Raw genomic sequence first — 24,110 nt, 5'->3', positions numbered from 1 at the left:
TGTTGCAGACGGTGTATGTGGATGTGCTGCTGGCAGTCAACTTATTTATCGATTATTTTTTGCTCCTTTTGACGGCTAAATTCCTGCACATCAGCGTACGCCGGTATCGGCTGCTGCTGGGCGCGCTCATTGGGTCCGGCGGTTCCCTGATGATTCTTCTTCCGCCGCTTGCTCCGGCAGAAGAGCTGCTCCTCCGGCTGGGGTTGTCGCTGCCTATTACATTGGCAGCGTTCGGCTTTGGCGGATTCGCCGCATTTTTCCGGCGGGTACTAACCTTCTTCCTTTTTAGCTTTGCGCTGGCAGGTATTTTGCTGGCAGTGTGGTATTTTGTGGCGCCCGGCGGGCTGTTTGTAAAGAACAGCGTCATTTATTTTTATGTGCCGCCGCTGCTGCTGATTGTACTGACGCTGATAAGTTATTTTATTCTGCGATTGGTGCAGCGCGCTGCAGGAAGAGGACCGCTTCGCCATACAGTGTGTCAGGTGCACGCAAAACTTGGCGGTCGAGAGGTTAGCTTTTCCGCACGGATAGACACCGGCAGCGCACTGACAGAGCCATTTTCAGGGTTGCCCGTGATTGTAGCGGAGGAGCAGGTCCTGCTGCCCCTGCCAGACGACCCGCCGCGTGCGGTGCCGTATACTTCCGTTGGCGGGGAGGGACTGCTGCGTGCATGGCGGGCGGAGGACTGTACACTGGTTTTCCCAGAGGGTGGTTTTTGCCGTGCAGAGTGCTACATAGCCTGCACAAAAGGTAAACTTGCCGGAGGTGAATATCAGGCACTGGTTCCGCCGTCTTTACTGCAGGACGTGGAAACAGACAGCAGAAACACCAGAATACAAAGAAAGGAAACTGGATATGCTGGAAAAACTGAAGCAATGGCTTCTGCATCTCTTCGCCGCGCCCGTCCACTACATAAACGGACCGGAAACACTGCCGCCGCCGCTCACCAAAGAGGAAGAAGCTAAAGTTTATGAAGAAATGGCGGCAGATGTACCCAATGCTCGGGAACCGCTGATTACACACAATCTGCGTTTGGTCGTTTATATCGCCAAAAAGTTCGAGTCGCCGGGGGCGGGGGCTGAGGACCTCATTTCCATCGGCACCATCGGGCTGATTAAAGCAGTGAACACGTTCCGGCCGGAAAAGAAAATTAAGCTTGCGACTTATGCTTCCCGCTGCATCGAAAATGAAATTCTTATGTATCTGCGCAAATCCAGCCAGCTGAAAAACGAGATTTCCATAGATGACCCGCTGAATGTCGACTGGGACGGCAATGAACTTTTGCTGGCCGATGTATTGGGCAGCGACAGCGATACAGTCAGTTCCGGCATCGAGACCGAGAATGACCGCCGCATGTTGCTGGAGGCGGTGTATGCGCTGCCTCCGCGGGAGCGGCGGATTATGGAAATGCGTTTCGGGCTGAACTCCCAAAAAGAGCATACGCAGAAACAGGTGGCGGACGCACTTGGCATTTCGCAGTCTTACATATCTCGGCTGGAAAAGCGAATTATTGCCCGGCTGCGGCATGACCTTGAGAAAGCGGGGTGACCAAACAAAACAAATGCAGAACGGTCCCTGAAAAAGTGTGAAGATATTTATATATAAAAAGACAGGCAATCCCGTTTGTCCGGCAGTGCGTACGGCTGTCAGCGGACGGAATTGCCTGTCTTTATTCTGTTTTATGCTTCGGCAGCAATCAGCTGTTTCAGCAGCGCTTCTGTTTTTTGTGCGTCTGCACGTCCACGGGTAGATTTCATTACATAACCGACCAGTGATTTAACGGCTTTTTCTTTTCCAGCTCGGTAGTCCTCTGCGGCTTTCGGATTTTCCTGCAGTGCTTCATGGCACAATGCATCCAGCTGCTTGTCATCAATGCCGGCGAGGTCCTTTTCCGTCAAGAAAGCGGACAGGGGTTTGCCGGTATCCAGCATCTTTTCCAGTGTGGATTTTACCAGATTCATCCGCAGCTTGCCAGCATCCAGCAGCTTTAGCAGGGCATTGAGGTTTTCCGGCGGAACCGTGACAGCGAAAGCTTCTTTATCCGCTTCGGTTTCCATACGGCGGAACATCTGCCCCAAAATGCAGGAGGCAGCGGCTTTTCCATTTTCCAGACCAGCGGCTGCTTTGTCAAAATAATCTGCAACACTGCGGTAGCGCATGAGCTGCTGTGAGTCTGTATCGCTGATGCCGTACTGGTTTTCCCAGCGTTCTGCGCGTTCCCGCGGGTCTTCTGGTAAAGATTTCCGCAGCCTTTCCACGGATTTGTGTGAAACATGAATGGTCGGCAGGTCTGGTTCCGGAAAATACCGGTAGTCCTGTGCATCCTCTTTGCCGCGCATACTTTCGGTGCATTCGTCCGCCTCATTGTACCGGCGCGTTTCCTGCACTACTTTTTCGCCGCTGTCCAGCAGGTCACACTGGCGGTCATATTCATATGCCATTGCTTTGGTGATGAAGCTGATGCTGTTCATGTTTTTAATCTCGGTGCGGGTGCCCAGCTGACTGCTGCCCTGTGGGCGTACGGAAATATTTACGTCACAGCGCATAGAACCTTCTTCCATTTTGCAGTCGGAAACACCGATATAGCGCATAAGAAACTGCATTTTTTCCACATATTCTTTGGCTTCTTCCGGTGAGCGAATGTCCGGTTCACTGACAATCTCAATCAGCGGAACACCGCCACGATTGTAGTCTACATAGGTGTTTCCACGGGAGTGAACCAGCTTGCCGGCGTCTTCTTCAATGTGAATACGGGTAATACGCACTTTCCGCCCATTGGAAAGTTGAATGTAGCCGTTGGTGCACAGCGGCATATCATATTGCGAAATTTGGTAGGCTTTCGACAGGTCGGGATAGACGTAGTTTTTACGGTCCATTTTGCTGACTTCTGCAATGTCGCAGTGTGTGGCAAGTCCCGCCATAATGGCGTATTCCACTACTTTTTTATTCAGCTTGGGCAGGGAGCCAGGCAGACCAATGCACACAGGGCAGCAGTGGGTATTTGGCTCACCGCCGAATTCAGTTGTGCAGCTGCAGAAAATTTTCGTTTTGGTGGCCAGTTCCACGTGTGTTTCTAATCCGGCTACCAGTTCATAGTTACTCATTCTGTTTATTTACCTCCTGGTCCTGTCTTTTGCTAAAGATGCTTCCGCTTTTGCATAGATACGCGAAAAGCAGCCGTTTCCATTTAGCATACCGCAACCCCCGGCTGATGTCAACGCTTTTGCACAGCAAAGTGACAAAACGGACAGTGCTCGTCCTTTTTTGACCGTTTCAGCCTTTCCGCGGTGAAATGCCACACCGCAGAAAAGCCGTGTTGTACACTTTTTGTGCGGCTTTGCAAACAACGAAGAGCAGAGCGATCTCCACCGGCAAAAGGACTAGATTCTTCACAATACGGATGGGCAGAATGGCAAAAAAAGATTTGCCATATACCATGGAATTCCACAGCGTGTTCATCAATAGATTGCTAAAAACCGTGACCAGTGATTTGGAGGCGATGACACGGGAAAGACGTATGGGGCTGTGGTACAGGAAAATGCCGTACAGGCAGCCGCTGAACATGGCGGTCAGCATATACGGTGGAAAGTATACGCCGCTTGGGTGCACACAGTAACCCAGGATATCTCCCGCCGCGGCGGACAGCATGGCGACGGTCGGGCCAAAAAGCATACCGGTCACCGCGCTGGCAAGGTAGGAAAAGCTGATGCGCAGGAAAGGAAGCACATCGATGCTGTACCCGGCCAGCACAACCTGCAGTGCCAGCAGCAGTGCCGCAGTTACCAAGGACGGCAGCTTTTTCAGTTCTGCGGCGGAATCACGGAACAACGACAGAAAGGCAGTACGCTTTTGCATAAAAATACCTCCAGTTGGCAGCACACGCAGAAAGGGCACTAAATTGGTACCCCTATCAGGTGCTGCATATCCGGAGGAAATGCAGCAGCGGGATGCGAAACCTATACCGCAAGCGGGGAATGCAGCCCCTGCTTTTCGTCCTGCCGACAACTCCCCGTTCGGCGGGCACTTTACGCATAAATTCCTACTCTGCTTTGCTACATGTTTTATTTTATGCCAATATTATAAACCTGCCGGCAAAAAAATGCAAGTTCTTGCAAAACCAATTCATTTTTTGCAGCCGTCATAGTCATCTAAAAAGTTACGGGCAGTGCTGCCGCGCCGCCAGCTGAGCACGGTTTCTAGATTAACGCCCTGTGCGCTGCGGAAAATATTGGTGTCCACCTGAGGGTTGTCCGCACGCAGGGCAGCAATCAGTGCCTTCACCTGGGCACGCTTTCCGCCGCCGTTTGGTTTATGGGCGCCCTCTTCGGTGAAACGGCAGGAACACTGTAAAAACTGCAGGCCGTTGTAACGCTTCCATGCCAGAATGTCACGTTCCCGCACGTAGTACAGTGGGCGGATAAGCTCCATGCCGGCAAAGTTTTTACTGTGCAGTTTGGGCATCATGGTGCGCATTTCTGCGCCATACAGCATACTCATCAGGATGGTTTCTATCACATCATCAAAATGATGCCCCAGTGCAATTTTATTGCACCCCAGGTCCTGTGCATATCGGTACAGGTAGCCGCGCCGCATACGCGCGCACAAATAGCAGGGCGATTTTTCTTCGCCGGCCGTTACACGGAAAATGTCGCTGTCATAGACCTTTACCGGAATGTGCAGCAGCTGACAGTTGGAAAGCAGCAGTGCACGGTTTTGCGGATTATACCCTGGGTCCATGGCAATGAACTGCAGGGAAAACGGAATTTCCGTATACTTTATAAGATGCTGCATACAGCAGGCCAGCAGGACGCTGTCTTTACCGCCGGAAATACATACGGCGATTTTGTCACCGGGTTTTATCAGCTCATAGTCCTTGATACCGCCGATAAAGCGGTTCCAGATGGGTTTGCGGTATTTTTTAATGATGCTGCGTTCCACTTCCTGATATTTCTCCATTGCAATCATCCCTGTAAATTTCTATAATAACAGTATATACTATTGATTATTGTCTATTGTATCTTTTTTGCCGCTGTCCCGCAACTCTCTGCGGCATTTTCAGGAAAGGAAGAAAATCATATGTTTTTGGGTATGCATGTATCCGCCTCAGCCGGTTTTCTGCACATGGGAAAAGAGGCGCTCTCCGTTGGTGCGAACACATTTCAGTTTTTTACCCGCAATCCACGCGGCGGGAAGGCCAAAACACTGGACCCGCAGGACGCAGCGGCATTGTGCAGTTTTCTGCAGGAAAACCACTTTGGGCCAATCGTTGCGCACGCGCCCTATACCATGAACGCCTGTGCGGCAAAGCCGGAGGTGCGGGATTTTGCGTTCCGCGCGATGAAGGACGACCTGAGCCGCATGGAATACCTGCCGGGCAACTACTATAATTTTCACCCCGGCAGCCATGTGGGGCAGGGGGTGGAAACCGGTATTCAAAAAATTACAGGGGTACTCAATACGGTGCTGACACCCGAACAGCACACGACCGTTCTGCTGGAAACCATGGCCGGAAAAGGGACAGAAGTAGGCCGCAGCTTCGAGGAACTGCGTGCCATTTTGGATGGGGTTCAGCTGACGGACAAGGTCGGTGTTTGTCTGGACACTTGCCATGTATATGACGCCGGATATGACATTGTCAATGATTTGGACGGTGTACTGGAAACCTTTGACCGTGTCATTGGTCTGCAGCGGCTGAAAGCAGTTCATTTGAATGACAGCAAGAACCCTTATGCAAGTCATAAGGACCGCCACGAATCAATCGGCAACGGTTCCTTGGGGCTTGCGGCACTGGTGCGTGTGCTAACGCACCCGGCGCTGTGTGGTCTGCCGTTTATTTTGGAAACGCCGCAGGACACAGCAGGGCACGGAAAAGAAATTGCACTGCTGCGGGCAGCAGTGTATGCGAAAAAAGAATAAAAAAGCATTTTCATCTTTACAAATTGTTGGTTCGTTGTATACTTGAAAAGTACCATTTGAGTATGGGGAAGAAGGATAGGCATGATTAAAATTCATCAAAAGCGGCTGAAGGCGGTTACGGAAAACATGAAGCGGCGCGGTCTGCCGCAGATTTTGGTATCTTCTACGGCATCGGTCTACTATTTGACTGGCCTATGGATAGAGCCAATGGAACGCCTGCTCGTCCTATACATCCGGGACAACGGCGAGTGCGCACTGTTCGGCAATGCGCTGTTTGGTCTGACGCCTGGCGGAGATGTGCCGCTGTATATACATACGGATGCAGACGACCCGCTTACAGACCTTGCAAAGGTTGTTCGCTCCGGTGTGCTGGGTGTGGACAAGAGCTGGCCCAGCTGTCATCTGCTTAGCCTGATGAAGCAGCGCCCGGACGTAACGCCGAAACTTGGCAGCGCCCCGGTGGATGAAGCCCGTATGTTGAAGGATGAAAAAGAAATTAAAGCACTGCGCAGTGCTTCTCGTATCAATGATGAAGTAATGGAAGCATCTTTAAAAGCTGTCCGCGAAGGGGCCGTTGAAAAAGAAATGGCCGCTTTTGTGGAGCATCAGTTTGCTTTGCATGGCGCAGACCGCGCAACGGAGGGCATGATTACTTCGTTTGGGCCGAACTGCGCGGACCCGCACCATTCTCCGGATAATACACTGGTCAAGCGCGGCGATTCTATGGTGTTTGATATTTATATTCCCATTCAGCGTTATTGGTGTGATATGACGCGAACCGTTTTCTTTAAAGAAATCAGTGACGGGGACCGCCGCATTTATGAAACCGTTTTAAAGGCGAATTTAGCGGCGGAAGCAATGATTCGTCCCGGTGTTATGATGTGTGACATCGACCGCACTGCGCGTCAGGTTATTGAGGACGCGGGTTATGGGCCGTACTTTACCCACCGGCTTGGACACGGCCTTGGTATTGACTGCCATGAACCGCCGGACAACGGCGCTTCCTGTCAAATGCTCGCGCAGGCCGGCATGGTTTTCTCCGTGGAACCGGGCATTTATCTGCCCGGGAAGATGGGTGTGCGGATTGAGGACCTTGTGCTGGTAACACCAGACGGCTGTGAGGTACTGAATCATTACACAAAGGACCTGCAGGTCCTCTGCAAATAAAAATCAGACAAGGCGTTTATAAGCCGCTTTTTATAGAATGGGCAGGGCCTTTCTTTAGAATGGGGAAAGCGTCCAGCCTGTTTTTTATGCGTAAAAGACAAGGTGGACAGCAAGCGGCGCCACAAGACAGGCGGCCAAGTCCCCTAAAAGCGCCGCCGGCAGGGTGTGCCGTGTCTTTTTGATGCCAATGCTTCCGTAGTATACAGCAATACAATAGAAAGCGGTTTCTGTGCTGCCAGCAAGCGCCGCGGCAATGCGTCCAGTCAAGCTGTCGGCACCATACTGCTGCAGAATTTGAGTCAGCACAGCGGTAGAGCCGCTGCCGGAAACCGGCTTCATCAGAATCAGCGGCACCACCGCCGATGGCAGGCCAATGCGGCATGTCAACGGTGCCAGCGCTTTTGCCAGCAAGTCCAGTGCACCGGAAGCCTGCAGCATCGTAATACCGGTTATCAATCCAATTAAAGTAGGCAGAATGCCAACCGCAGTTTTTAGCCCCTGCTTTGCGCCGCATACAAAGGAATCAAAGACGGGCACTTTTCGCAGGACACAGAACGCGACCAAACAGACTACGGATATCGGAAGGACGTAAGTTCCTAGCTTATCCACAGAAACGCCTCTCCATCAGCTTCGCCGCGGTTACAGCCGTCAAAAGTGCACATACGGAAGTAATCCAGATGACCGGCAGAATGTCAAATGGCTGGGCCGCCCCGTATTTGCTGCGCAGAGTAGCCAGAAAGGTGGGAACCAGCTGCAGGGAAGCGGTATTCAGAACGACAAATAGGACCATTGCATTGTCAGCTGTGCCGGCGGGTGTTTGGCTTTCTTTTTTCAGTTCCTGCATGGCGGCAAGGCCAAGAGGGGTGGCGGCGTTGCCGAGTCCCAGAAGGTTAGCGGTCAAGTTCATACAAATAGCGCCCAGCGCGGAACTGCTGCGTTTCAGTTTTGGGAAAAGACAGCGCAGCAAGGGAGAAAGCACCTTCGCAAGTAGGCGGGTAAGGCCGCCCTGTTCCGCGGCATACATCAGTCCAGTCCAGAAACACATCATCCCCATTGTTTCCAGACAAAGTTTAACTGCATTTCCAGCGCCGCTTAAAATAGCATCAGAAAGTTGAGGGACTCTTCCTGTGCAGAGTGCACAAATAAAACTGGCAAAGAGCATTCCGACCCATATCCAATTAAGCATTTTCATCTCCCCCTTTTATCATGTATACAAAAATATAAAGAAAATTATTCTAACGTTCACAAAAAATTCAAATGTTAATATTGACTTTTTTTGTCGAATCAACTACTCTTATGAAAGAAGGGTAATCCATTTATTAATTGAACCGTTTTTTACAAACAGAAAGGAAGTTTACAATGAAATCAACAGGAATTATGCGTAAGGTAGATGAACTGGGCCGTATTGTGCTGCCAAAGGAACTGCGGAAAGCATTAGATATTAAGGAAAAGGATCCACTGGAAATCTTTGTCGGCGAAAGTGGCGAAATTATTCTTCGCAAATATCAGCCTGCCTGCATTTTCTGCAACGGGATGGACGGCATTATCACGTATAAGGGACACAACGTCTGCCATCACTGCATGGAAAAACTGGCACGCCGTTTAGAAGAAGACGACGACTGAATCCCAAAACATCTGCTGTATGGGCTATGCAGCAGATGACACTTTGAACGATTATACTTTGTGCATGAAGAAAAAATGACCACTGCCGCCGGAAATTCCGGTGTAGTGGTCATTTTTTTGATTTAGTGGTCTCCGCGTGTCAAATTTTCTGCGTAACTCTGCATACTATCGAACGAATTCACCCGAAAAGCGCGTGTACTCATCTGTTCCCGCACCGTGTGGGGAAGATTTTCAAAGTAGGCTTTTGCCTGCGGTTCCTCCCGCATGAGCGTAAACATATCGCGGTACGTTTTATTTTGATTTTCCATATTTATCACCCCCGCAGAAAGTATTCCCGCAAATGAATGAAAATATAAAAATGCCGCAGACGGTTTTGTCTGCGGCAAAAAGATTGCTGCATTTTTTATTTATTGTTTTTTTTGTTTTCTTTTTCCGCATGGGGAGCTGTGGCCTGCGCCTTTTTCGGTTCCTCCGGTTTAATCATTGTTTTTGGCCCTTCTTTTACAACGGGGAAAGCAGTCCGTGCAACGGCAGGCGTTTCCTCAATGAAAGATTTGATAGAGGAAAGTGAAGTTGCCGCAACAGCAGGCTTTTCTGTTTTTACAGTGGTTGTTTCTGCCGGTTTTGCTGCGGGCTTTTTGGCTTTTGTCGCTTTGCGGGAAGTGCCGCGGTGCTTTCTTGCTTTTTTTGTTTCACTGGCCATAGGAATTTCCGACAATTTCCATTCCTGATTTTCGCCGCTGACCTGTTCCCAAATCTGCAGGTGGGCACCCGCTTCACTGGAAATATCTACAATATCTACGCACCGTCCAGCTGCTTTAGAGATGATTTTATAAAACCCGTCGGAAGCGGGTTCCAGTTTCCACAGCTGTGTGTCTGTGTCACATGTTTCCCACTGGTGCAGCCATGTGCCGTTTTCTGTACCGCCCTCGATTAAATCCAGGCAACAGCCAGTAGCAACATTTTGAATGCGGCAGAAGCCACCCGCAGCAGGAACAATCTTCCACTCTTGTTCTTTTGCTTTCTGGTCAGGGACGTCCATGGTAAGCAGCGTGCCGTTGCCCTCATTGCGGCCTTCTACGCTGACTGCGTTGCCGCACTGGCGGGAAAGAATCTGATAAAAACTATTTTTAGAAGAGAACTTTTCGGTTGCGGTTTTTTTTGCTGCCATCAAACAAACGCTCCTTTTCCTCATAGGTAAATTATGCGAATATTCCATCCTGTTTTTTACTTGCAGCGGTCCTTTTATTTATTATAACATTTGTGGTATTGAAGTCAACATTCTGCCGGAAAAACAGCGATTTAATGGCAATACCGGAAAAGAAAGCTATGCTTTTTGTTGCAATTTCCGGCGTTATCCGTTATCATAACAGGGCGGTATTTTTGCAGGATGGACAGGCCACGGCAGCTGGTTTTTATGCCGCCGTATAGAAAAAGGAGATATACCATGAAAAATAGAGATTTTCCACAGGTAACCGTGACAAAAAAAGCAGAGGATTCTATTGTCGGTGGGCACCCGTGGATTTATGATACAGAGGTCACACCAATTGGGCAGGCACCGCAGGATGGGACCCTGACAGATGTCCTTTCCACAAAGGACAGATACATGGGAACAGGCTTTTATAACAGCCACAGCAAAATTCGGGTACGGCTGATTTCGCGCAATGCAAACGACACCTTTGACGCAGCATTTTTTAAACGGCGTATTCAGTATGCGTGGGATTACCGGAAAACGGTTATGGGGCCGGACGCCGACTGCTGTCGTATCATTTTCGGGGAAGCGGACCAGTTTCCGGGACTGACGGTGGACCGCTTTCACAATATCTTGGTGACGCAGACGCTTTCGCTGGGAATTGAGCGCTTGAAACCCATGCTGTTTCAGGCACTGTATGAAGTGCTGACACAGGACGGACAAAGAATAGATGGCATTTATGAGCGAAACGATGTGGCAATCCGGGAGCTGGAAGGAATGCAGCAGGGAAAAGGCTTTTATCAGTTGCCAGGCGTTCCGATGCCGGAAAGTACGGTCACGGAGATTACAGAGAATGGCATTCGCTATTTGGTCGATTTTGAAAATGGACAGAAGACCGGCTTTTTCCTCGACCAAAAGTATAACCGGCGGGCTGTTGCGCAGCTGGCAAAAGGCAGAACAGTACTGGACTGCTTTACGCATACCGGTTCCTTTGCCCTGAATGCTGCCAAGGGCGGTGCTGCCCATGTTCATGCTGTGGATATCAGCGCGGACGCTGTTGCCATGACAAAAGAAAACATTTGCCGCAATGGAATGGAAACGATCATTGACTGCGAGCAGGCCAATGTGTTTGACCTGCTGCCGTCTTTGCAGCCAAAGAAATATGACTTTATTATTTTAGACCCGCCGGCCTTTACGAAGAGCAGAAAAACAGTCCGTTCCGCTTCCCGTGGATATAAGGAAATCAACCTGCGGGCCATGCGGCTGCTTCCACGCGGCGGCTATCTTGCCACCTGCTCCTGTTCCCACTTTATGACGGACTCCCTTTTCCGCCGAATGCTGCACGATGCTGCGGCAGACGCCGGTGTTGCCCTCCGGCAGATTGAAGCACGCCAGCAGGCACCGGACCATCCGGTACTGTGGAATGTGCCCGAAACAGACTACCTGAAATTCTATTTATTCCAGGTCGTATAAGGTGATGGCGGGAGGAATTTTACCATGACAAATCTGTTTCATCTGATTGGTACGAATATGCTTTCTTTTCTGCCGCGTCTGTTGGAAGCAGCGCTCGTTTTTGGAATCGGCTGGTGGCTCAGCGGGGTAGTACGGCATATCTGCGTGAAGATGCTTCAGCGTGCGCAGCGGGATAGTGCGGTTGTTTCCTTCCTTTCCTCAACGGTGAAAGTAACCGTGCGGATTATCGTTATTATTATGGCGCTGTCCTCCCTGGGCCTAAACACCGGTGCCATTATTGGGGCATTCAGTGCGTTGGGACTTGGCGTCAGCCTTGCCATGAAGAATAATATGGCGAATATTGCCTGCGGCGTACAAATGCTTTTTACAAAGCCGTTCCATGCCGGTGACTACATTGCGGCAGAGGGCGTGGAGGGTACCGTGGAGCGTATGGAGCTGATGTTTACAACGCTGCGTACTTTTGACAATAAAGAAATTGTGTTTCCCAATGCCCGGCTGTGTGACAGTGTCGTTACAAATTATACGGCGATGGACAAGCGGCGGGTGGACTTTGATTTCGGCATCAGCTACAGCGATGACTTGGCGGGAGCCAAAGCACTGCTCCTGCAAATCGCAGAGGAAGACAGCCGCGTGCTGAAAGTTCCAGCACCGCTGGTGGCGGTCAACAAACACGAGAAAAGCGCGTTGCTGCTGACCGCACATTTCTGGTGTAAAACGGAGGACTACTGGGATGTGTACTATGCGGTGCAGGAAAAAGTGAAGCTTGCGTTTGATGAGCACGGCTATCACATTCCATTCCCGCAGGTAGATGTGCATCTTCCTGCAGAAGATTCCCCCAAACAGGCGGGCTGAACCGAGGTATTTGTTTATTCGCCGTAAATGCCCTGTACCGTGACTTCACCGGAATTGACCGTTTCTGTTTGACCGTCCGGCAAACGTACCAGCAGCTCTCCTGCCGGTGTAATGCTGCAGGCAGTGCCAGTGTATTTTTGCTTTCCCCGGAAATAAGAGACCTGCCGACCCAGAGAAACGCAGAGCGGGGCATAGCTTTCCGGCAGAGAGCCGCTTTCCAGCAAAGGCTCCATTTTTTCCAGGATTCGCTGCAGCACTGCACAGCGTGTGTACTGTTGGCCGGTTTCAAGCAACAGGGAAGTAGCACGCTTTTGCAGTTCCGGCGGAAACGCCGGATTGTTTACATTCACGCCGATACCGGAAATGGCCCATGAGCTGCCGGAAGCATCCGTGCCGCCCTCACATAAAATACCGCAGACTTTGCGGCTGCCGATGACAACATCATTTGGCCATTTGATGCGGGCGTCGGCGGAAAATGACTTCCGCAAAGCGGTGCATACGGCGAATCCGCTCAACAGGGGGACCATAGTGACCGCCTGCGGCAGATGTGCCCCGCGCAGCAAAATGGTAAAGTACAGGCCGCCGTTTTGGGGGCTGTCCCAGCTGCGGCCGAGTCGTCCCTTTCCGCCGGTCTGGTGTTCTGCCGTGACAACCATGCCGTCCGGAGCACCGGACCGAGCTGCTTCTTTTACGTCCTCATTGGTTGAAACCGTGGTTTGCAGGCAGCGGACCGTTTGCCCGAGTGTATGTGTACATAGGCCCTGACGGACAGCCTGCGGTGTCAAAGAAATATCTGTACTCATATTTTTTAGGTTCCTTTCTGCATTTTTGTGCGTGCGGTACGCATTGTGAAAACTTTACGTTTCTGTATCTCATATTAGACAAAAGAGAGACAAAGAGCAAGACATCTGCGCCCTAAAATTCAGAAAAATTGAAAAAACCTGTTGTTTCTAATAGATACGAATGATATACTAACAATATATGTATTTTGAAAGGAAGCGGCAGCTATGGATGTTCGTCCTGGTGACCTCCTGCTGATGAAAAAGCCGCATCCGTGTGGCTGCAGCACTTTTCTGGTGCTGCGTGTCGGCATGGACTTCAAAATTCGCTGTACCGGCTGCGGGCATGAAGTTATGCTGCCGCGGCGGAAATGTGAGAAAAACATACGAAAAATCACACATGCTTCTGTAGAGAAACAACCCCACAGCTGAAACGACTTTTCATTTTTCACGCGGCAGGGGCTGTTTTTTCCGTTGACCAGCATCTTGCTCAAAGGAGAGACTTCGTGTATGTTTGAAAACCTTGCCGTTTTTACAAAGCGGCTGGAAGAACTGAATGTGCGTCTGTGCGACCCAACTGTGGCAGCGGACCAAAACCTGTATGCACAGCTGATGAAAGAGTACAGCGAGCTGGAACCGCTGGTGACGCATTATCGCCGCTTTCTGCGGGCACAAAAGGCGAAGCAGGAAGCACAGGAAATCCTGACGGACAGCGCCAGCCGGGACCTGCACGGTCTTGCCTTCCAGCAGTTGAAAGAAGCCGAACAGGACCTTGACCGGCTGACGGAAGAAATTAAAATTCTGCTGCTGCCTAAGGACCCCAATGATGAGAAAAATGTCATTGTTGAGATTCGCGGCGGTGCCGGCGGGGAAGAGGCGGCGCTTTTTTCGGCCGTCCTGTACCGTATGTATACCATGTATGCGCAAAACCGCGGCTGGAAAACGGAAACGCTAAACCTAAACGAAACAGAACTGGGCGGCTACAAGGAGATCAGCTCTATGGTAACCGGGCAGGGCGCATGGTCCCGCCTGAAGTATGAAAGCGGTGTGCACCGTGTACAGCGTGTGCCGGAAACCGAGGCGCAGGGCCGAATTCACACCTCCACTGCCACCGTTGCCGTGCTGCCGGAAGCGGACGAAGTGGAACTGAAAATAGACCCCAAAGACCTGCAGATTGACACGTTCCGTTCCAGCGGAGCCGGCGGTCAGCACATCAATAAAACCAGTTCTGCTATTCGTATAACGCATCTGCCGACAGGCATGGTCGTAGAGTGTCAGGACGAACGCAGCCAGTATAAAAACAAGGACAAAGCCATGCGTGTCCTGCGCAGCCGTCTGCTGCATATAAAACAGCAGAAGCACGATGACGCGATTGCATCAGAGCGCCGCAGCCAGGTGGGCACCGGTGACCGCAGCGAGCGCATCCGCACCTATAATTATCCACAGGGTAGGGTGACGGACCATCGTATTGGTTTGACGCTTTACCGGCTGGAGGACGTGTTGAATGGTGCACTGGACCAGATTATTGACCCGCTGATTGCGGCGGACCGTGCACAGCAGATGAAAATAACAATGGAGCAGGAATCGGGCTCTATATAACAATTATGATTTTATCAGGAAAGAAGGAATTTGCTTGCAGACAGAATCCTTACAGGCAGATGATAAGGGCTTTGCCCGTGCCGCGGAAATTCTGCGGGCCGGCGGGTTGGTCGGCATGCCTACGGAAACAGTCTACGGCTTGGCGGCGAATGCGCTGGACAGCACAGCTGTCACAAAGATTTTCGCAGCGAAAGGACGTCCGGCGGATAATCCGCTGATTGTCCATATCGCAAAGTTTGAACAGATTTATGATTTGGTAAAAGAAGTGCCCCCCGCCGCCAAAAAACTGGCGGAGGTATTTTGGCCGGGCCCTATGACCATGGTTTTACCGAAAGCCGACTGTATTCCGGATACTGTCAGTGCCGGAATGCCGACAGTCGCCATCCGGTTCCCATCCCACCCGGCTGCCCAGCGGCTGATTCGGGAAAGCGGTCTGCCATTGGCGGCACCCTCGGCCAACACTTCCGGCCGGCCTAGCCCAACAACTGCACAGCACGTTCTGCACGACCTCGGCGGCAAAATTGACGCGGTACTGGACGGCGGTTCCTGTGGTGTCGGTGTGGAGAGCACAGTCATTACACTGGCAACAAATCCGCCGCGTTTGCTGCGTCCGGGCGGCATCACGCTGGAGCAGCTGAGAAGCGTTTTGGGAACGGTGGATATGGACGATGCTGTTCTGCATCCGCTGAAACCCGGTGTACGTGCGGCTTCTCCGGGAATGAAGTACAAACATTATTCACCGAAGGCAGATGTCATTATCCTGGACGGAAATGATGAACAGTATATTCGGTATGTCAATGCACATGCGGCGCCTGGCGTTATGGCTTTGTGCTATGACGGTGATGACGCGTCGCTGAAAGTACCGGCTATCTGTTATGGCAGCCGTACCAATGACAGTGCAAAGGCACATGAACTGTTTGATGCCCTGCGCAGTTTCGATGAGCGCGGTGCCACCACAGTTTATGCCCGCTGTCCGGCGCCAAAGGGCGTTGGACTGGCTGTTTATAACCGCTTAATTCGTGCGGCAGGGTTCGAGGTGATTCACCTTGACTGACTGCGTCATTGGTCTGACCGGCCCGACAGGTGCAGGAAAATCGACCTGGACGGCCGCGTTCCGTGCGCTTGGCTGTGCGGTTATTGACTGTGACGCACTGGCAGGACAGGTTACGGAAGAACCCAAAGTACAGCAGGCGCTGCAGAAAGAATTCGGTGCGGACGTGGTTAAGGACGGCGTCCTGAATCACCGCCTACTGGCCGCGCGCGCTTTTGTGGACGCACAGTCTGTAAAAAGGCTGAATGCCGTTACGCACCCGGCAATCGGCGCCGATATTGACCGGCTAATGCGGCATTATAAGCAGCTTAACCTGCCGGCTATCATTATTGATGCACCGCTGCTTTTTGAAGGCAAGCTGGACACCCTGTGCAGCATGACCGCTGCTGTTTTGGCACCGCGGGAGCTGCGGCTTGCGCGGATTCAGGGGCGTGATGGTATTACCAAAGCGGAGGCGGAGCGGCGCATGGCTTCTCAGCATGATGACCACTTTTTCCAGCAGCATGCAGATGAGATTCTGGACGGTTCTGCACCGGCAGAACAGATTCCAGCTCTGGCAGCCCAAAAACTGCAGGACTGGTTAGGTAAATGTATATGAATCGGATAAGAACACCAGTTAGCTCCCGCAGAGAGCGCTCAGCCCGTCTGCGAAACCGCATTCTGATTATTATTGCCGTCGTTGCCGCTTCAGCGGTTCTTTTGTGTCTGTGTACCGTCATAATTCAGCGTTCCCGGCATAAACTGGAGCTTTCCTCCTGCCCACGCGGCTATGCGGAATACGTGGAAAAGGAAGCGTCAAACTACCATTTGGAGTCAGCACTGATTTATGCGGTGATTAAGCAGGAGAGCAACTTCGACCCGAAGGCAGTATCTTCTACTGGTGCCATAGGCCTGATGCAGCTGATGCCGGACACCTTTTCGTGGCTTTCGGAAGATGACGGGACCGCCTCCAGCGGCGGAAAAATATATACGCAGGAGGATTTGTACAATCCGCAGATAAACATTCATTTTGGCTGCAAGTACCTTTCCATTCTGCTGAAAAAATATCCGAACCGCACAACTGCGCTGGCGGCATATAATGCCGGCATGGGAAATGTGAGCGGCTGGCTGAAAAATGAAAGCTTGTCCTCTAACGGCAAAACGCTGGACAGCATTCCATTTGCGGAAACCAGCAAATACACACAAAAAGTGACAGACTATTATTTTCAATATAAAAGGCTCTATTATACGAATGGTTCCGGTGGCACATCCAGCCACAGATAGGCTTTTAATAGGAAATGGAGGACATTTAATATGGCTAAAAAGAATGAGACAGAAACCAAGGCATTAACAGAAAAACTGCTGGTCAACCGCAAAAATGGTTATTTCTCCGTAAATGACGCAAAGGTCAAGAAAGCGGATACCTTCTGTGAGGGCTACAAGGAATTCCTTCAGAATTCCAAGACCGAACGGGAAGCCGCAGCCAGTGCATGCAAAATTGCACAGGAAGCGGGCTTCGTTCCGTATGATGCAGATAAAACTTATGCACCGGGCGACCGTGTGTATGTGGACAACCGCGGCAAGTCTTTGCTGCTTGCCACCATTGGCACAGAGGGCTGCAAAAACGGTGTGCGCATAGAGGCAGCCCATATTGACTGCCCGCGCCTGGACCTGAAACCCCATCCGCTTTTTGAGGACAACGACCTTGTCCAGCTGAAAACACATTATTACGGCGGCCTGAAAAAATACCAGTGGACGACCATTCCGCTGGCTATGCACGGCCGTATCTGCCGCAAGGACGGCACAATGGTGGACGTGTGTGTCGGCGAAAAGCCCGGTGACCCGCTGTTCACAATCAGCGACCTGCTGCCACATCTGGCACGGGCACAGCAAGCCAAGACACTGGGCAAGGCGATTGAGGGTGAAAAGCTGAATGTCCTTATCGGCAGTCGCCCGGTACGGGACGAAGAGGGCAAGGACGTTTTCAAGCTGAATACCATGCGCCTGCTGAATGAACAGTTCGGCATTACTGAGGAAGATTTTGTTTCGGCGGATATTGTCTTTGTACCGGCATATCGCCCGTGCGATATCGGCTTTGACCGTGCGCTGGTAGGCGCTTACGGTCAGGACGACCGCTCCTGTGCCTATGCAGAACTGATGGCCGCTGTCAAAGTGAAGAAGCCAGTGAAGACCAACATCACCGTTTTTGCGGACCGTGAAGAGATTGGCAGTATGGGCAATACCGGTATGCAGTCTCATTTCCTGCGTGACTTTATTGAGGACCTTGCCGATTCGGAAGGCGTAAAGGTTCGCCATGTGCTGGCAAAGTCCCACTGCCTTTCCGCGGATGTTACAGCAGCCTTCGACCCCAATTATGCTGACGTTTACGACACAAACAACTCCACTTACCTGAACAATGGCGTAGGCGTGTGCAAGTACACCGGTGCGGCCGGCAAGTACGACACCAGCGATGCCGGTGCGGAATTTGTTTCCGACATTCGCCGCCTGTTTGATAAAAATGAGGTTCTGTGGCAGATTGGCGAAATGGGCAAGGTGGATGCCGGCGGCGGCGGAACGGTTGCTATGTATATTGCCAACATGAATGTGGATGTCATTGATGTGGGCGTACCAGTGCTTTCCATGCACTCTCCTTTCGAGGTTGTCAGCAAGCTGGATGAGTATATGACTTATCAGGCCATGAAAGTATTCTTTGATGCAGAGTAAGATACAGGAAATCATACTTGTGCGGAAAAATGGAGGATGGCCAGGATGCAGAGCTTTGAATTTCACTGCCCGACGGAAGTCGTTTTTGGCAAAAGTACAGAGCAGAAAACAGCGCAGGAAATCAAAAAATTTGGCGGCAGCCGCGTTTTCCTGATTTACGGCGGCGGCAGCGCGGTCCACAGCGGACTAATTGGACGTATGAAGGACAACCTGCGTGAAGCAGATCTTCCCTATGAGATGATGGGAGGCGTGCAGCCAAACCCCCGCCTTTCATTTGCACGGGAAGCTGTGAAACGTGCACAGACTTTTGGTGCTGACTTTATTTTGGCTGTTGGCGGCGGCAGTGTCATAGATACTGCTAAGGCTGTAGCAATCGGTCTTGCGGACGACAGCAGGGATATTTGGGATTATTGGTGTAAAAAAGCGCCGGTTACGGGCGCTGCTCCAGTCGGTGTCGTTCTGACTATTCCGGCCTCCGGCAGTGAAACCAGTGACTCCGCTGTTTTGACGGATGAGGAAAGCAAACGCAAGCGCGGGCTGAGTACAGACTTTAACCGCCCGCGGTTTGCCGTGCTGAATCCGGAACTTACATATACGCTGCCGCCGTTCCAGCTTTCCTGCGGCATTACAGATATGCTGATGCACACGCTGGACCGCTACTTTACCGTTGACTGCAACAATCAGCTGACGGATGAGATTGCCGAAGCGGTTATGCGGATTATTATCCGCAACGGGCAGATTGCACACTGCCATCCGCACGACTATGATGCCATGAGCGAACTGATGTGGTGCGGCAGCATTTCACACAACGGTCTGACGGGACTCGGCAACGAAAAGGACTTTTCTGTTCACCAGCTGGGCCATGAACTGAGTGCCAAGTTTGACATTGCCCATGGGGCAAGTTTGTCCGCTGTATGGGATTCTTGGGCCAACTACGCATCACCCAGTGCGCCGCAGCGCTTTGCCCGCTATGCGGAAAATGTGTGGGGCGTTCATAATGGCTCCGACGAGGAAAAGTCCCGTTCTGGAATTGCACTGACGATTCGGTTCTTCCGGTTTTTGGGAATGCCAACCTGCTTTTCCGAGCTGCAGGGAGTCGGCATTCAGCCGGATGCCGTTCTGCACCAGATGGCAGACAGCTGTATGTACAGCGGAAAACGCACGGTAGGGACGTTCTGCAAATTGGATATCCCTGCGGCGCATGAGATTTATCAGAACGCAAATTATTGATTTTTTGATAGATTCCGTTTATACTGTTCGTTAAAAAACCTCTGCACAGATTATTTTCTGTGCAGAGGTTTTTAGTCCTGCTTCTTCTGTTGTGCGTCGAGTAAATCTTTTAGGGAAGTGCTTTTTAGAATAACTTCTACTTTCTGGTCGATAACATCCCAGACGTTTTTGGTTAAGTACTGACGGATAGGCGGCATGTTTGGTCCTTCCTCCGTGACGGAAAGGTCGCCTTCCAGCGAGCTTAGCACATCAAAAGCGCTGATTTGGTCGGCGGGCTGTGCCAGCCGGTAGCCGCCCTGTGCACCGGTTGCACTGCAAACCAGCCGCGCGTGCTTCATCTGTGAAAAAATACTTTCCAGATAGTTCAGTGACAGACTTTCCTGCTGGGCGATAGCAGAGAGGGAAACCAGCTTCCCATTTGCACGGACCAATTCCAACATGGCCCGCAGGCCATATCGGCCTTTTGTAGAGATTTTCACGGCTTTTGTACCTCCCTTTCTGCCAGAAAGCCATTTTTCAGACTTTCCAGTGTCATGCCGTCCAGTGTGTCCGAAATAGCATTTGCCACGCGAATCCAGAGCGGGCGGGTAGCACAAACAGCAATCCGGTTGGAAGCGCACAGGGACGGGTCCGCGACACACCGCACGGGGCAGATGGCACCGTCTATAGCGCGTACGACCATGCCGGCGGTGATGTCGGACAGCGGTTTTGCCGGAAGAAAGCCACCCCGGCTGCCGCGGATAGTCACAACAAGGCCAGCTTTTTTCAGCAGGAAGAAGATTTGCTCCAGATAGGCTGTAGAAATGCCGGTTGCCTCTGAAATTTCCTTAACCGGCACAGGGCCTCCTTGACCAAAGGCGGCAAGGTACAGCATTCCTTCCAGGGCGTAGCGGCTGCGGGTGGACAGTTTCAATCAGGTTCCTTCTTTCTTGAAAGATAGTTCGCCGGGTTAAACTATCCGACGAAAACACAGTAAATTACTTATATATAATCATATCCTATTCTTTGGCAGGGTGCAAGCGTTTTGTACTTTTTCATGAAACTGTATGCTGCTTTTCACGGACTGTTCACGCATATCGGATAAAATAAACAGGAAGAAAGAAAACAGGGTTTGCACAGGGCACCCGCTTTCGCTATACTGAAAGAAAAGTATGCGGAAAAGATTTAGAGGAGGAATTCGGAATGTATCGGCTGTTAGTTGTAGATGATGAGGAAAAAATCCGGCTGCTTATCCGCAAATATGCGGAATTCGAGGGCTATTCTGTAGTAGAGGCTGGCGACGGCATGGAGGCAGTGCAGATATGCCGGGAGCACCCACGTGATTTTGATTTAATAATTATGGATGTCATGATGCCGGAACTGGACGGTTTTTCCGCCGTTAAAGAAATCCGCAAAGTATGTCAGGCACCGGTTCTGATGCTTTCCGCACGCGGTGAAGAGTACGATAAAATTCACGGCTTTGAGCTGGGCATTGACGACTATGTTGTAAAGCCTTTTTCCCCCAAGGAACTGATGATGCGGGTTGCCGCAATTATCAAGCGTACCGGTTCTTTCAACGGTCCGAAAAAGAAAGTTATTTCCTTTGAGGGACTAAAGATTGACTTTACAGCACGCATTGTTACGGTGGACGGTGTGAAAACGGAGCTTTCGCCCAAAGAATATGATTTGCTTTTTTATATGGTTACCAACCGCAATATTGCGCTGACCAGGGAACAGCTGATTACCAATGTGTGGGGCTACGATTTTTACGGAGATGACCGTACGCTGGATACGCATATTAAGCTGCTGCGTAAGAGTTTGGGACCGTATGCTAAATTTATTGTCACACTCAGAGGGGTGGGATATCGCTTTGAAGCCGAATAAACAGCAGAACAGAACGGCCGCCCCGCCGGCTGCGAAAGCAAAAAGAAGATTCCTGTTTTCTATTCGGAATTTGAGGGATTCATGGAAAAACGTGGGCATCAAATGGCGCATTTTCAGCGTCTTTGTTGTCTTCACGGTTGTTGTTTTGGTGGTTCTGTGGATTTTCCAAACCGTTTTGTTCGACAATTTTTATGAGCATACGAAGAGACGGGAACTGCAGCAGGCTTCCGAAACCATACAGAAAAATTTAAATAGTCCAAACCTTGGCAGCATGATTGAGGAAACAGCACGCAATGGGCAAATTTATGCAGTTGGCATTCGCTCGGACGGCAGTATCCTGTTCAGCAGCGACTTTTCACCTAACCGGTTTTCCGGCTTTGTGGGGGAACACCTGATGCAGGTAATGGGAAAAACGTTGGAGGAAGGCGGCAATCACTACGAGGTAATCAGCGGCCACAGCTCGCGCCTTGCTGCGGGGGACCGTGCACTGGTGTACGCGACTGTAAAGCAGGACAGCGGCAGCGCCTACATGATTTTTCTGTATACCATTTTAACACCTATGGACGCAACCATTCGAACCATTCGTACGCAGATTGTTTGGCTGACATTTATTCTGCTGGGGACCGGCGCACTGCTGGCACTGTATCTTTCCCGCCATATTGGAAAGCCGATTATTAAAATTACAGAAACGGCCAAAGAACTGGCAACTGGCGATTATGATATTGCTTTTGAGGAAACGGGTTATGAGGAAATCGCACAGCTGGCGCGGACGCTGAACTATGCCGCCCATGAACTGGGGCAGGTGGAGCATTTACAGCGCGATTTGGTGGCAAATGTCAGCCATGACCTGCGCACACCGCTGACCATGATTTCCGGCTATGCCGAGATTATGCGGGACCTGCCGGGAGAAAACACGCCGGAAAATGTGCAGATTATCATTGATGAGGCGAACCGGCTAACCTCATTGGTCAACGATACGTTAGACCTCAGCAAGCTGCAGTCTGGTACACAGAAAGTGCAAAAGACGGAATTTAACTTAACCGATAATATCCGTCACATTCTGCACCGCTACGATAAAATGACGGACTATGTGTTGTCTTTTGATGCAGACCGCGACGTTGTGGTGTATGCGGATGAACTGAAAATGTCACAGGTCGTATATAATTTGATTAACAATGCCATTACCTATACCGGAAAGGACCGCCGGGTTATGCTGCGACAGCTTGTTGATGGCAGTCAGGTAAAGGTAGAAGTGACAGATACCGGAGAGGGCATTCCGGAGGATAAGCTGAAGGATATTTGGAAACGGTACTACAAAGTAGATAAAGAGCATAAACGCGCACAAATTGGCACAGGCTTGGGGCTGTCCATTGTAAAAACGATTTTGGATATGCACGACGGAACCTACGGTGTGCGCAGCGCGGTCGGGAAAGGCAGCACATTCTGGTTTTCGCTGACCGTAAAAAGAGAACTGCCGCTGGCGGACAAAAAGAACAGCCTGCAGGCAGAAAATGCAGAAGGAGTGGAGCAGAAATGAATGTAACCGTTTGTGGCTGTGGACGCTGGGGAACCTTCCTTGCATGGTACACGGCCGTGCAGTGTCATCACACTGTTACACTGTATGGAAGGGAAACATCGGTGCATTTTCAACAGCTGCGCCGGACACATACCAACGGACTGGTTACACTGCCGGGGAAGATGAATTTCAGCAGTGACCTGCACAACGCTGTGGAAAGTGCGCAGATGGTGATTATTTCAATTGGCGCACAAAATCTGCGCGGGTTTTTGCAGCCGCTTTCACCGGAAGAATGTGCCGGCAAAACATTGGTGTTGTGCATGAAAGGACTGGAATCTGACACCGGTCTGCGGCTGACACAGGTTGTGCGGGAACATCTGCCCGACGCTGATGTGGCGGTGTGGGTAGGCCCCGGTCATGTACAGGACTTTTTACAGGGAATCCCAAACTGCATGGTTGTTGACAGTGACACACAGGCGGTGAAGGAGCGAGTGGTTCATGCCTTTTCCAGCCCGCTGATTCGTTTTTACTACGGGGAGGACCTGCTGGGAAATGAGGTAGGCGCCGCCGCAAAAAACGTGATTGGGATAGCAGCCGGTATGCTGGACGGCCTTAATAAAACGGCACTAAAGGGCGCGCTGATGAGCCGCGGAACCAGGGAAGTCGGTCGGCTGATTCAGGCAATGGGCGGAAAAGAAATCAGCGCCTACGGACTTGCCCACCTAGGCGACTATGAAGCGACTGTGTTCAGCCGCTACAGCCACAATCGTCAATTTGGTGAAGATTTTGTACGGGGAATTCCCTACGATAAGCTGGCGGAGGGTGTCCCTACGGTGACGGCCCTTCTGCGGTTGGGCAGCCAGTATCGGGTAGAACTGCCTATTTGTCAGGCAGTTGATGCAGTTTTAAACGGCGGGCAGGACGCCAACAAAGTTTTGAGCGGCCTGTTCCTGCGGTCACTGAAAATGGAATTTTAAGACGGATTTTGTTTGACAAAAGCAGTTTCATTCTTTATGATAAGAAAAGTATCGCTTTGCATATTTGCCTTGTAAAAAGCATAGAATTTAAATCGCCCCGGCAGTATCCGAAATAACTGCAGCGGATTTTCATTCTTATTTTACAGGCAGGAGTTATCGAAAAACAGGA

At 51.0% G+C, this 24,110-nt stretch carries 27 protein-coding genes and 1 riboswitch; of the genes, 17 read left to right on the top strand and 10 right to left on the bottom strand.

What is annotated here, in order from left to right; all coding sequences use genetic code 11:
- The first annotated feature begins 11 nt into the window (after positions 1-11).
- Complete coding sequence (locus GJQ69_RS07505; RefSeq protein WP_236849754.1) at positions 12-965, top strand: sigma-E processing peptidase SpoIIGA; 954 nt, start codon at positions 12-14, stop codon at positions 963-965.
- Positions 856-1,548, top strand: a complete 693-nt coding sequence (gene sigE, locus GJQ69_RS07500) for an RNA polymerase sporulation sigma factor SigE (protein WP_086035339.1) — start codon at positions 856-858, stop codon at positions 1,546-1,548. Before GJQ69_RS07505 ends, sigE begins: the two co-directional genes overlap by 110 nt.
- Before the next feature lie 131 nt (positions 1,549-1,679).
- On the opposite strand, the gene gatB is transcribed toward sigE, so the two are convergent.
- From gatB to GJQ69_RS07485, 3 genes are all read right to left on the bottom strand, one after another.
- The gene (gene gatB, locus GJQ69_RS07495; protein ID WP_086035340.1) at positions 1,680-3,104 is read right to left on the bottom strand and encodes an Asp-tRNA(Asn)/Glu-tRNA(Gln) amidotransferase subunit GatB; all 1,425 of its coding nucleotides are present in this window, start codon (positions 3,102-3,104) and stop codon (positions 1,680-1,682) included.
- 169 nt (positions 3,105-3,273) lie between these two features.
- Positions 3,274-3,855: a folate family ECF transporter S component gene (locus GJQ69_RS07490; protein WP_174193411.1), complete on the bottom strand. Its 582-nt coding sequence runs from the start codon at positions 3,853-3,855 to the stop codon at positions 3,274-3,276.
- A gap of 83 nt (positions 3,856-3,938) precedes the next feature.
- A riboswitch (THF riboswitch) is annotated at positions 3,939-4,049 on the bottom strand.
- A 73-nt stretch (positions 4,050-4,122) separates the two neighbouring features.
- Positions 4,123-4,956, bottom strand: coding sequence for a tRNA 2-thiocytidine biosynthesis TtcA family protein (locus GJQ69_RS07485; protein ID WP_086036818.1), 834 nt, complete (start codon positions 4,954-4,956; stop codon positions 4,123-4,125).
- Between the two features lie 120 nt (positions 4,957-5,076).
- On the opposite strand from GJQ69_RS07485, the gene GJQ69_RS07480 reads away from it, so the two are divergent.
- Both GJQ69_RS07480 and GJQ69_RS07475 read left to right on the top strand, forming a co-directional pair.
- The gene (locus GJQ69_RS07480) at positions 5,077-5,916 is read left to right on the top strand and encodes a deoxyribonuclease IV (protein ID WP_086035342.1); all 840 of its coding nucleotides are present in this window, start codon (positions 5,077-5,079) and stop codon (positions 5,914-5,916) included.
- A gap of 81 nt (positions 5,917-5,997) precedes the next feature.
- Positions 5,998-7,083 carry a M24 family metallopeptidase gene (locus tag GJQ69_RS07475; RefSeq protein WP_236849668.1) on the top strand — a complete coding sequence of 362 codons (1,086 nt, stop codon included), beginning with the start codon at positions 5,998-6,000 and terminating at the stop codon, positions 7,081-7,083.
- Positions 7,084-7,167: 84 nt separating this feature from the next.
- On the opposite strand, the gene GJQ69_RS07470 is transcribed toward GJQ69_RS07475, so the two are convergent.
- Both GJQ69_RS07470 and GJQ69_RS07465 read right to left on the bottom strand, forming a co-directional pair.
- Complete coding sequence (locus GJQ69_RS07470; protein ID WP_086035343.1) at positions 7,168-7,692, bottom strand: spore maturation protein; 525 nt, start codon at positions 7,690-7,692, stop codon at positions 7,168-7,170.
- Positions 7,685-8,131 carry a nucleoside recognition domain-containing protein gene (locus GJQ69_RS07465; RefSeq protein ID WP_236849667.1) on the bottom strand — a complete coding sequence of 149 codons (447 nt, stop codon included), beginning with the start codon at positions 8,129-8,131 and terminating at the stop codon, positions 7,685-7,687. Before GJQ69_RS07465 ends, GJQ69_RS07470 begins: the two co-directional genes overlap by 8 nt.
- A gap of 311 nt (positions 8,132-8,442) precedes the next feature.
- Between GJQ69_RS07465 and GJQ69_RS07460 the strand changes: the two genes are divergently transcribed.
- Positions 8,443-8,706 (top strand): AbrB/MazE/SpoVT family DNA-binding domain-containing protein, encoded by a 264-nt coding sequence (locus GJQ69_RS07460; RefSeq protein ID WP_086035345.1) that lies wholly within the window; start codon positions 8,443-8,445, stop codon positions 8,704-8,706.
- Between the two features lie 122 nt (positions 8,707-8,828).
- On the opposite strand, the gene GJQ69_RS07455 is transcribed toward GJQ69_RS07460, so the two are convergent.
- Both GJQ69_RS07455 and GJQ69_RS07450 read right to left on the bottom strand, forming a co-directional pair.
- Positions 8,829-9,014: a hypothetical protein gene (locus GJQ69_RS07455; RefSeq protein WP_086035346.1), complete on the bottom strand. Its 186-nt coding sequence runs from the start codon at positions 9,012-9,014 to the stop codon at positions 8,829-8,831.
- 95 nt (positions 9,015-9,109) lie between these two features.
- Complete coding sequence (locus GJQ69_RS07450; RefSeq protein ID WP_157658896.1) at positions 9,110-9,877, bottom strand: RICIN domain-containing protein; 768 nt, start codon at positions 9,875-9,877, stop codon at positions 9,110-9,112.
- A 276-nt stretch (positions 9,878-10,153) separates the two neighbouring features.
- Between GJQ69_RS07450 and GJQ69_RS07445 the strand changes: the two genes are divergently transcribed.
- Both GJQ69_RS07445 and GJQ69_RS07440 read left to right on the top strand, forming a co-directional pair.
- Positions 10,154-11,371 (top strand): class I SAM-dependent rRNA methyltransferase, encoded by a 1,218-nt coding sequence (locus GJQ69_RS07445; RefSeq protein ID WP_086035348.1) that lies wholly within the window; start codon positions 10,154-10,156, stop codon positions 11,369-11,371.
- A gap of 24 nt (positions 11,372-11,395) precedes the next feature.
- Positions 11,396-12,223 carry a mechanosensitive ion channel family protein gene (locus tag GJQ69_RS07440; RefSeq protein WP_174193409.1) on the top strand — a complete coding sequence of 276 codons (828 nt, stop codon included), beginning with the start codon at positions 11,396-11,398 and terminating at the stop codon, positions 12,221-12,223.
- 14 nt (positions 12,224-12,237) lie between these two features.
- On the opposite strand, the gene GJQ69_RS07435 is transcribed toward GJQ69_RS07440, so the two are convergent.
- Positions 12,238-13,026 (bottom strand): biotin--[acetyl-CoA-carboxylase] ligase, encoded by a 789-nt coding sequence (locus GJQ69_RS07435; protein WP_174193408.1) that lies wholly within the window; start codon positions 13,024-13,026, stop codon positions 12,238-12,240.
- Positions 13,027-13,230: 204 nt separating this feature from the next.
- Here GJQ69_RS07435 and GJQ69_RS07430 point away from each other — a divergent pair, with 204 nt between their 5' ends.
- The 7 genes from GJQ69_RS07430 to GJQ69_RS07400 all read left to right on the top strand — a co-directional run bounded on the left by GJQ69_RS07430 (position 13,231) and on the right by GJQ69_RS07400 (position 19,585).
- Positions 13,231-13,434 carry a DUF951 domain-containing protein gene (locus GJQ69_RS07430; protein ID WP_086035351.1) on the top strand — a complete coding sequence of 68 codons (204 nt, stop codon included), beginning with the start codon at positions 13,231-13,233 and terminating at the stop codon, positions 13,432-13,434.
- A 78-nt stretch (positions 13,435-13,512) separates the two neighbouring features.
- The gene (prfA, locus tag GJQ69_RS07425; protein WP_174193407.1) at positions 13,513-14,601 is read left to right on the top strand and encodes a peptide chain release factor 1; all 1,089 of its coding nucleotides are present in this window, start codon (positions 13,513-13,515) and stop codon (positions 14,599-14,601) included.
- A 34-nt stretch (positions 14,602-14,635) separates the two neighbouring features.
- The gene (locus GJQ69_RS07420) at positions 14,636-15,655 is read left to right on the top strand and encodes an L-threonylcarbamoyladenylate synthase (RefSeq protein WP_086035353.1); all 1,020 of its coding nucleotides are present in this window, start codon (positions 14,636-14,638) and stop codon (positions 15,653-15,655) included.
- Entirely contained in the window at positions 15,648-16,250 is a 603-nt protein-coding gene (gene coaE / locus GJQ69_RS07415) for a dephospho-CoA kinase (protein ID WP_086035354.1), read from the top strand. Before GJQ69_RS07420 ends, coaE begins: the two co-directional genes overlap by 8 nt.
- Positions 16,247-16,915 carry a lytic transglycosylase domain-containing protein gene (locus tag GJQ69_RS07410; RefSeq protein ID WP_157658897.1) on the top strand — a complete coding sequence of 223 codons (669 nt, stop codon included), beginning with the start codon at positions 16,247-16,249 and terminating at the stop codon, positions 16,913-16,915. The genes coaE and GJQ69_RS07410 overlap by 4 nt, the downstream gene beginning before the upstream one ends.
- A gap of 30 nt (positions 16,916-16,945) precedes the next feature.
- Complete coding sequence (locus tag GJQ69_RS07405) at positions 16,946-18,355, top strand: aminopeptidase (RefSeq protein WP_086035356.1); 1,410 nt, start codon at positions 16,946-16,948, stop codon at positions 18,353-18,355.
- A 45-nt stretch (positions 18,356-18,400) separates the two neighbouring features.
- Positions 18,401-19,585, top strand: coding sequence for an iron-containing alcohol dehydrogenase (locus GJQ69_RS07400; protein WP_086035357.1), 1,185 nt, complete (start codon positions 18,401-18,403; stop codon positions 19,583-19,585).
- A 71-nt stretch (positions 19,586-19,656) separates the two neighbouring features.
- On the opposite strand, the gene GJQ69_RS07395 is transcribed toward GJQ69_RS07400, so the two are convergent.
- Both GJQ69_RS07395 and GJQ69_RS07390 read right to left on the bottom strand, forming a co-directional pair.
- A complete protein-coding gene (locus tag GJQ69_RS07395; protein WP_086035358.1) occupies positions 19,657-20,064 on the bottom strand; it encodes an RrF2 family transcriptional regulator in 408 nt (135 codons plus the stop codon).
- Entirely contained in the window at positions 20,061-20,498 is a 438-nt protein-coding gene (locus tag GJQ69_RS07390; protein ID WP_086035359.1) for an RrF2 family transcriptional regulator, read from the bottom strand. Before GJQ69_RS07390 ends, GJQ69_RS07395 begins: the two co-directional genes overlap by 4 nt.
- Positions 20,499-20,767: 269 nt before the next feature.
- Here GJQ69_RS07390 and GJQ69_RS07385 point away from each other — a divergent pair, with 269 nt between their 5' ends.
- The 3 genes from GJQ69_RS07385 to GJQ69_RS07375 are packed head-to-tail and all read left to right on the top strand — an operon-like array spanning position 20,768 to position 23,941.
- The gene (locus GJQ69_RS07385; protein WP_174193406.1) at positions 20,768-21,448 is read left to right on the top strand and encodes a response regulator transcription factor; all 681 of its coding nucleotides are present in this window, start codon (positions 20,768-20,770) and stop codon (positions 21,446-21,448) included.
- Complete coding sequence (locus GJQ69_RS07380) at positions 21,435-22,985, top strand: sensor histidine kinase (protein ID WP_236849666.1); 1,551 nt, start codon at positions 21,435-21,437, stop codon at positions 22,983-22,985. Before GJQ69_RS07385 ends, GJQ69_RS07380 begins: the two co-directional genes overlap by 14 nt.
- Positions 22,982-23,941 carry an NAD(P)H-dependent glycerol-3-phosphate dehydrogenase gene (locus GJQ69_RS07375; protein ID WP_086035362.1) on the top strand — a complete coding sequence of 320 codons (960 nt, stop codon included), beginning with the start codon at positions 22,982-22,984 and terminating at the stop codon, positions 23,939-23,941. Before GJQ69_RS07380 ends, GJQ69_RS07375 begins: the two co-directional genes overlap by 4 nt.
- The last annotated feature ends 169 nt before the right edge of the window (positions 23,942-24,110 follow it).

Origin of the sequence: Caproicibacterium lactatifermentans (assembly GCF_013315815.1) — a bacterium.
Lineage (GTDB): Bacteria > Bacillota > Clostridia > Oscillospirales > Acutalibacteraceae > Caproicibacterium > Caproicibacterium lactatifermentans.
This window is presented reverse-complemented; position numbering and strand designations above follow the sequence as displayed.

Bases quoted from the DNA above. Each gene is read 5' to 3' on its own strand.
- GJQ69_RS07455 (WP_086035346.1), bottom strand. From the start codon at position 9,014: ATGGAAAATCAAAATAAAACGTACCGCGATATGTTTACGCTCATGCGG.
- GJQ69_RS07375 (WP_086035362.1), top strand. From the start codon at position 22,982: ATGAATGTAACCGTTTGTGGCTGTGGACGCTGGGGAACCTTCCTTGCA.
- GJQ69_RS07440 (WP_174193409.1), top strand. From the start codon at position 11,396: ATGACAAATCTGTTTCATCTGATTGGTACGAATATGCTTTCTTTTCTG.
- GJQ69_RS07385 (WP_174193406.1), top strand. From the start codon at position 20,768: ATGTATCGGCTGTTAGTTGTAGATGATGAGGAAAAAATCCGGCTGCTT.
- GJQ69_RS07460 (WP_086035345.1), top strand. From the start codon at position 8,443: ATGAAATCAACAGGAATTATGCGTAAGGTAGATGAACTGGGCCGTATT.
- gatB (WP_086035340.1), bottom strand. From the start codon at position 3,104: ATGAGTAACTATGAACTGGTAGCCGGATTAGAAACACACGTGGAACTG.
- GJQ69_RS07435 (WP_174193408.1), bottom strand. From the start codon at position 13,026: ATGAGTACAGATATTTCTTTGACACCGCAGGCTGTCCGTCAGGGCCTA.
- GJQ69_RS07410 (WP_157658897.1), top strand. From the start codon at position 16,247: ATGAATCGGATAAGAACACCAGTTAGCTCCCGCAGAGAGCGCTCAGCC.
- GJQ69_RS07480 (WP_086035342.1), top strand. From the start codon at position 5,077: ATGTTTTTGGGTATGCATGTATCCGCCTCAGCCGGTTTTCTGCACATG.
- GJQ69_RS07465 (WP_236849667.1), bottom strand. From the start codon at position 8,131: ATGATGTGTTTCTGGACTGGACTGATGTATGCCGCGGAACAGGGCGGC.
- GJQ69_RS07430 (WP_086035351.1), top strand. From the start codon at position 13,231: ATGGATGTTCGTCCTGGTGACCTCCTGCTGATGAAAAAGCCGCATCCG.
- GJQ69_RS07445 (WP_086035348.1), top strand. From the start codon at position 10,154: ATGAAAAATAGAGATTTTCCACAGGTAACCGTGACAAAAAAAGCAGAG.
- GJQ69_RS07475 (WP_236849668.1), top strand. From the start codon at position 5,998: ATGATTAAAATTCATCAAAAGCGGCTGAAGGCGGTTACGGAAAACATG.
- GJQ69_RS07400 (WP_086035357.1), top strand. From the start codon at position 18,401: ATGCAGAGCTTTGAATTTCACTGCCCGACGGAAGTCGTTTTTGGCAAA.
- GJQ69_RS07485 (WP_086036818.1), bottom strand. From the start codon at position 4,956: ATGGAGAAATATCAGGAAGTGGAACGCAGCATCATTAAAAAATACCGC.
- prfA (WP_174193407.1), top strand. From the start codon at position 13,513: ATGTTTGAAAACCTTGCCGTTTTTACAAAGCGGCTGGAAGAACTGAAT.
- sigE (WP_086035339.1), top strand. From the start codon at position 856: ATGCTGGAAAAACTGAAGCAATGGCTTCTGCATCTCTTCGCCGCGCCC.
- GJQ69_RS07490 (WP_174193411.1), bottom strand. From the start codon at position 3,855: ATGCAAAAGCGTACTGCCTTTCTGTCGTTGTTCCGTGATTCCGCCGCA.
- GJQ69_RS07450 (WP_157658896.1), bottom strand. From the start codon at position 9,877: ATGGCAGCAAAAAAAACCGCAACCGAAAAGTTCTCTTCTAAAAATAGT.
- GJQ69_RS07405 (WP_086035356.1), top strand. From the start codon at position 16,946: ATGGCTAAAAAGAATGAGACAGAAACCAAGGCATTAACAGAAAAACTG.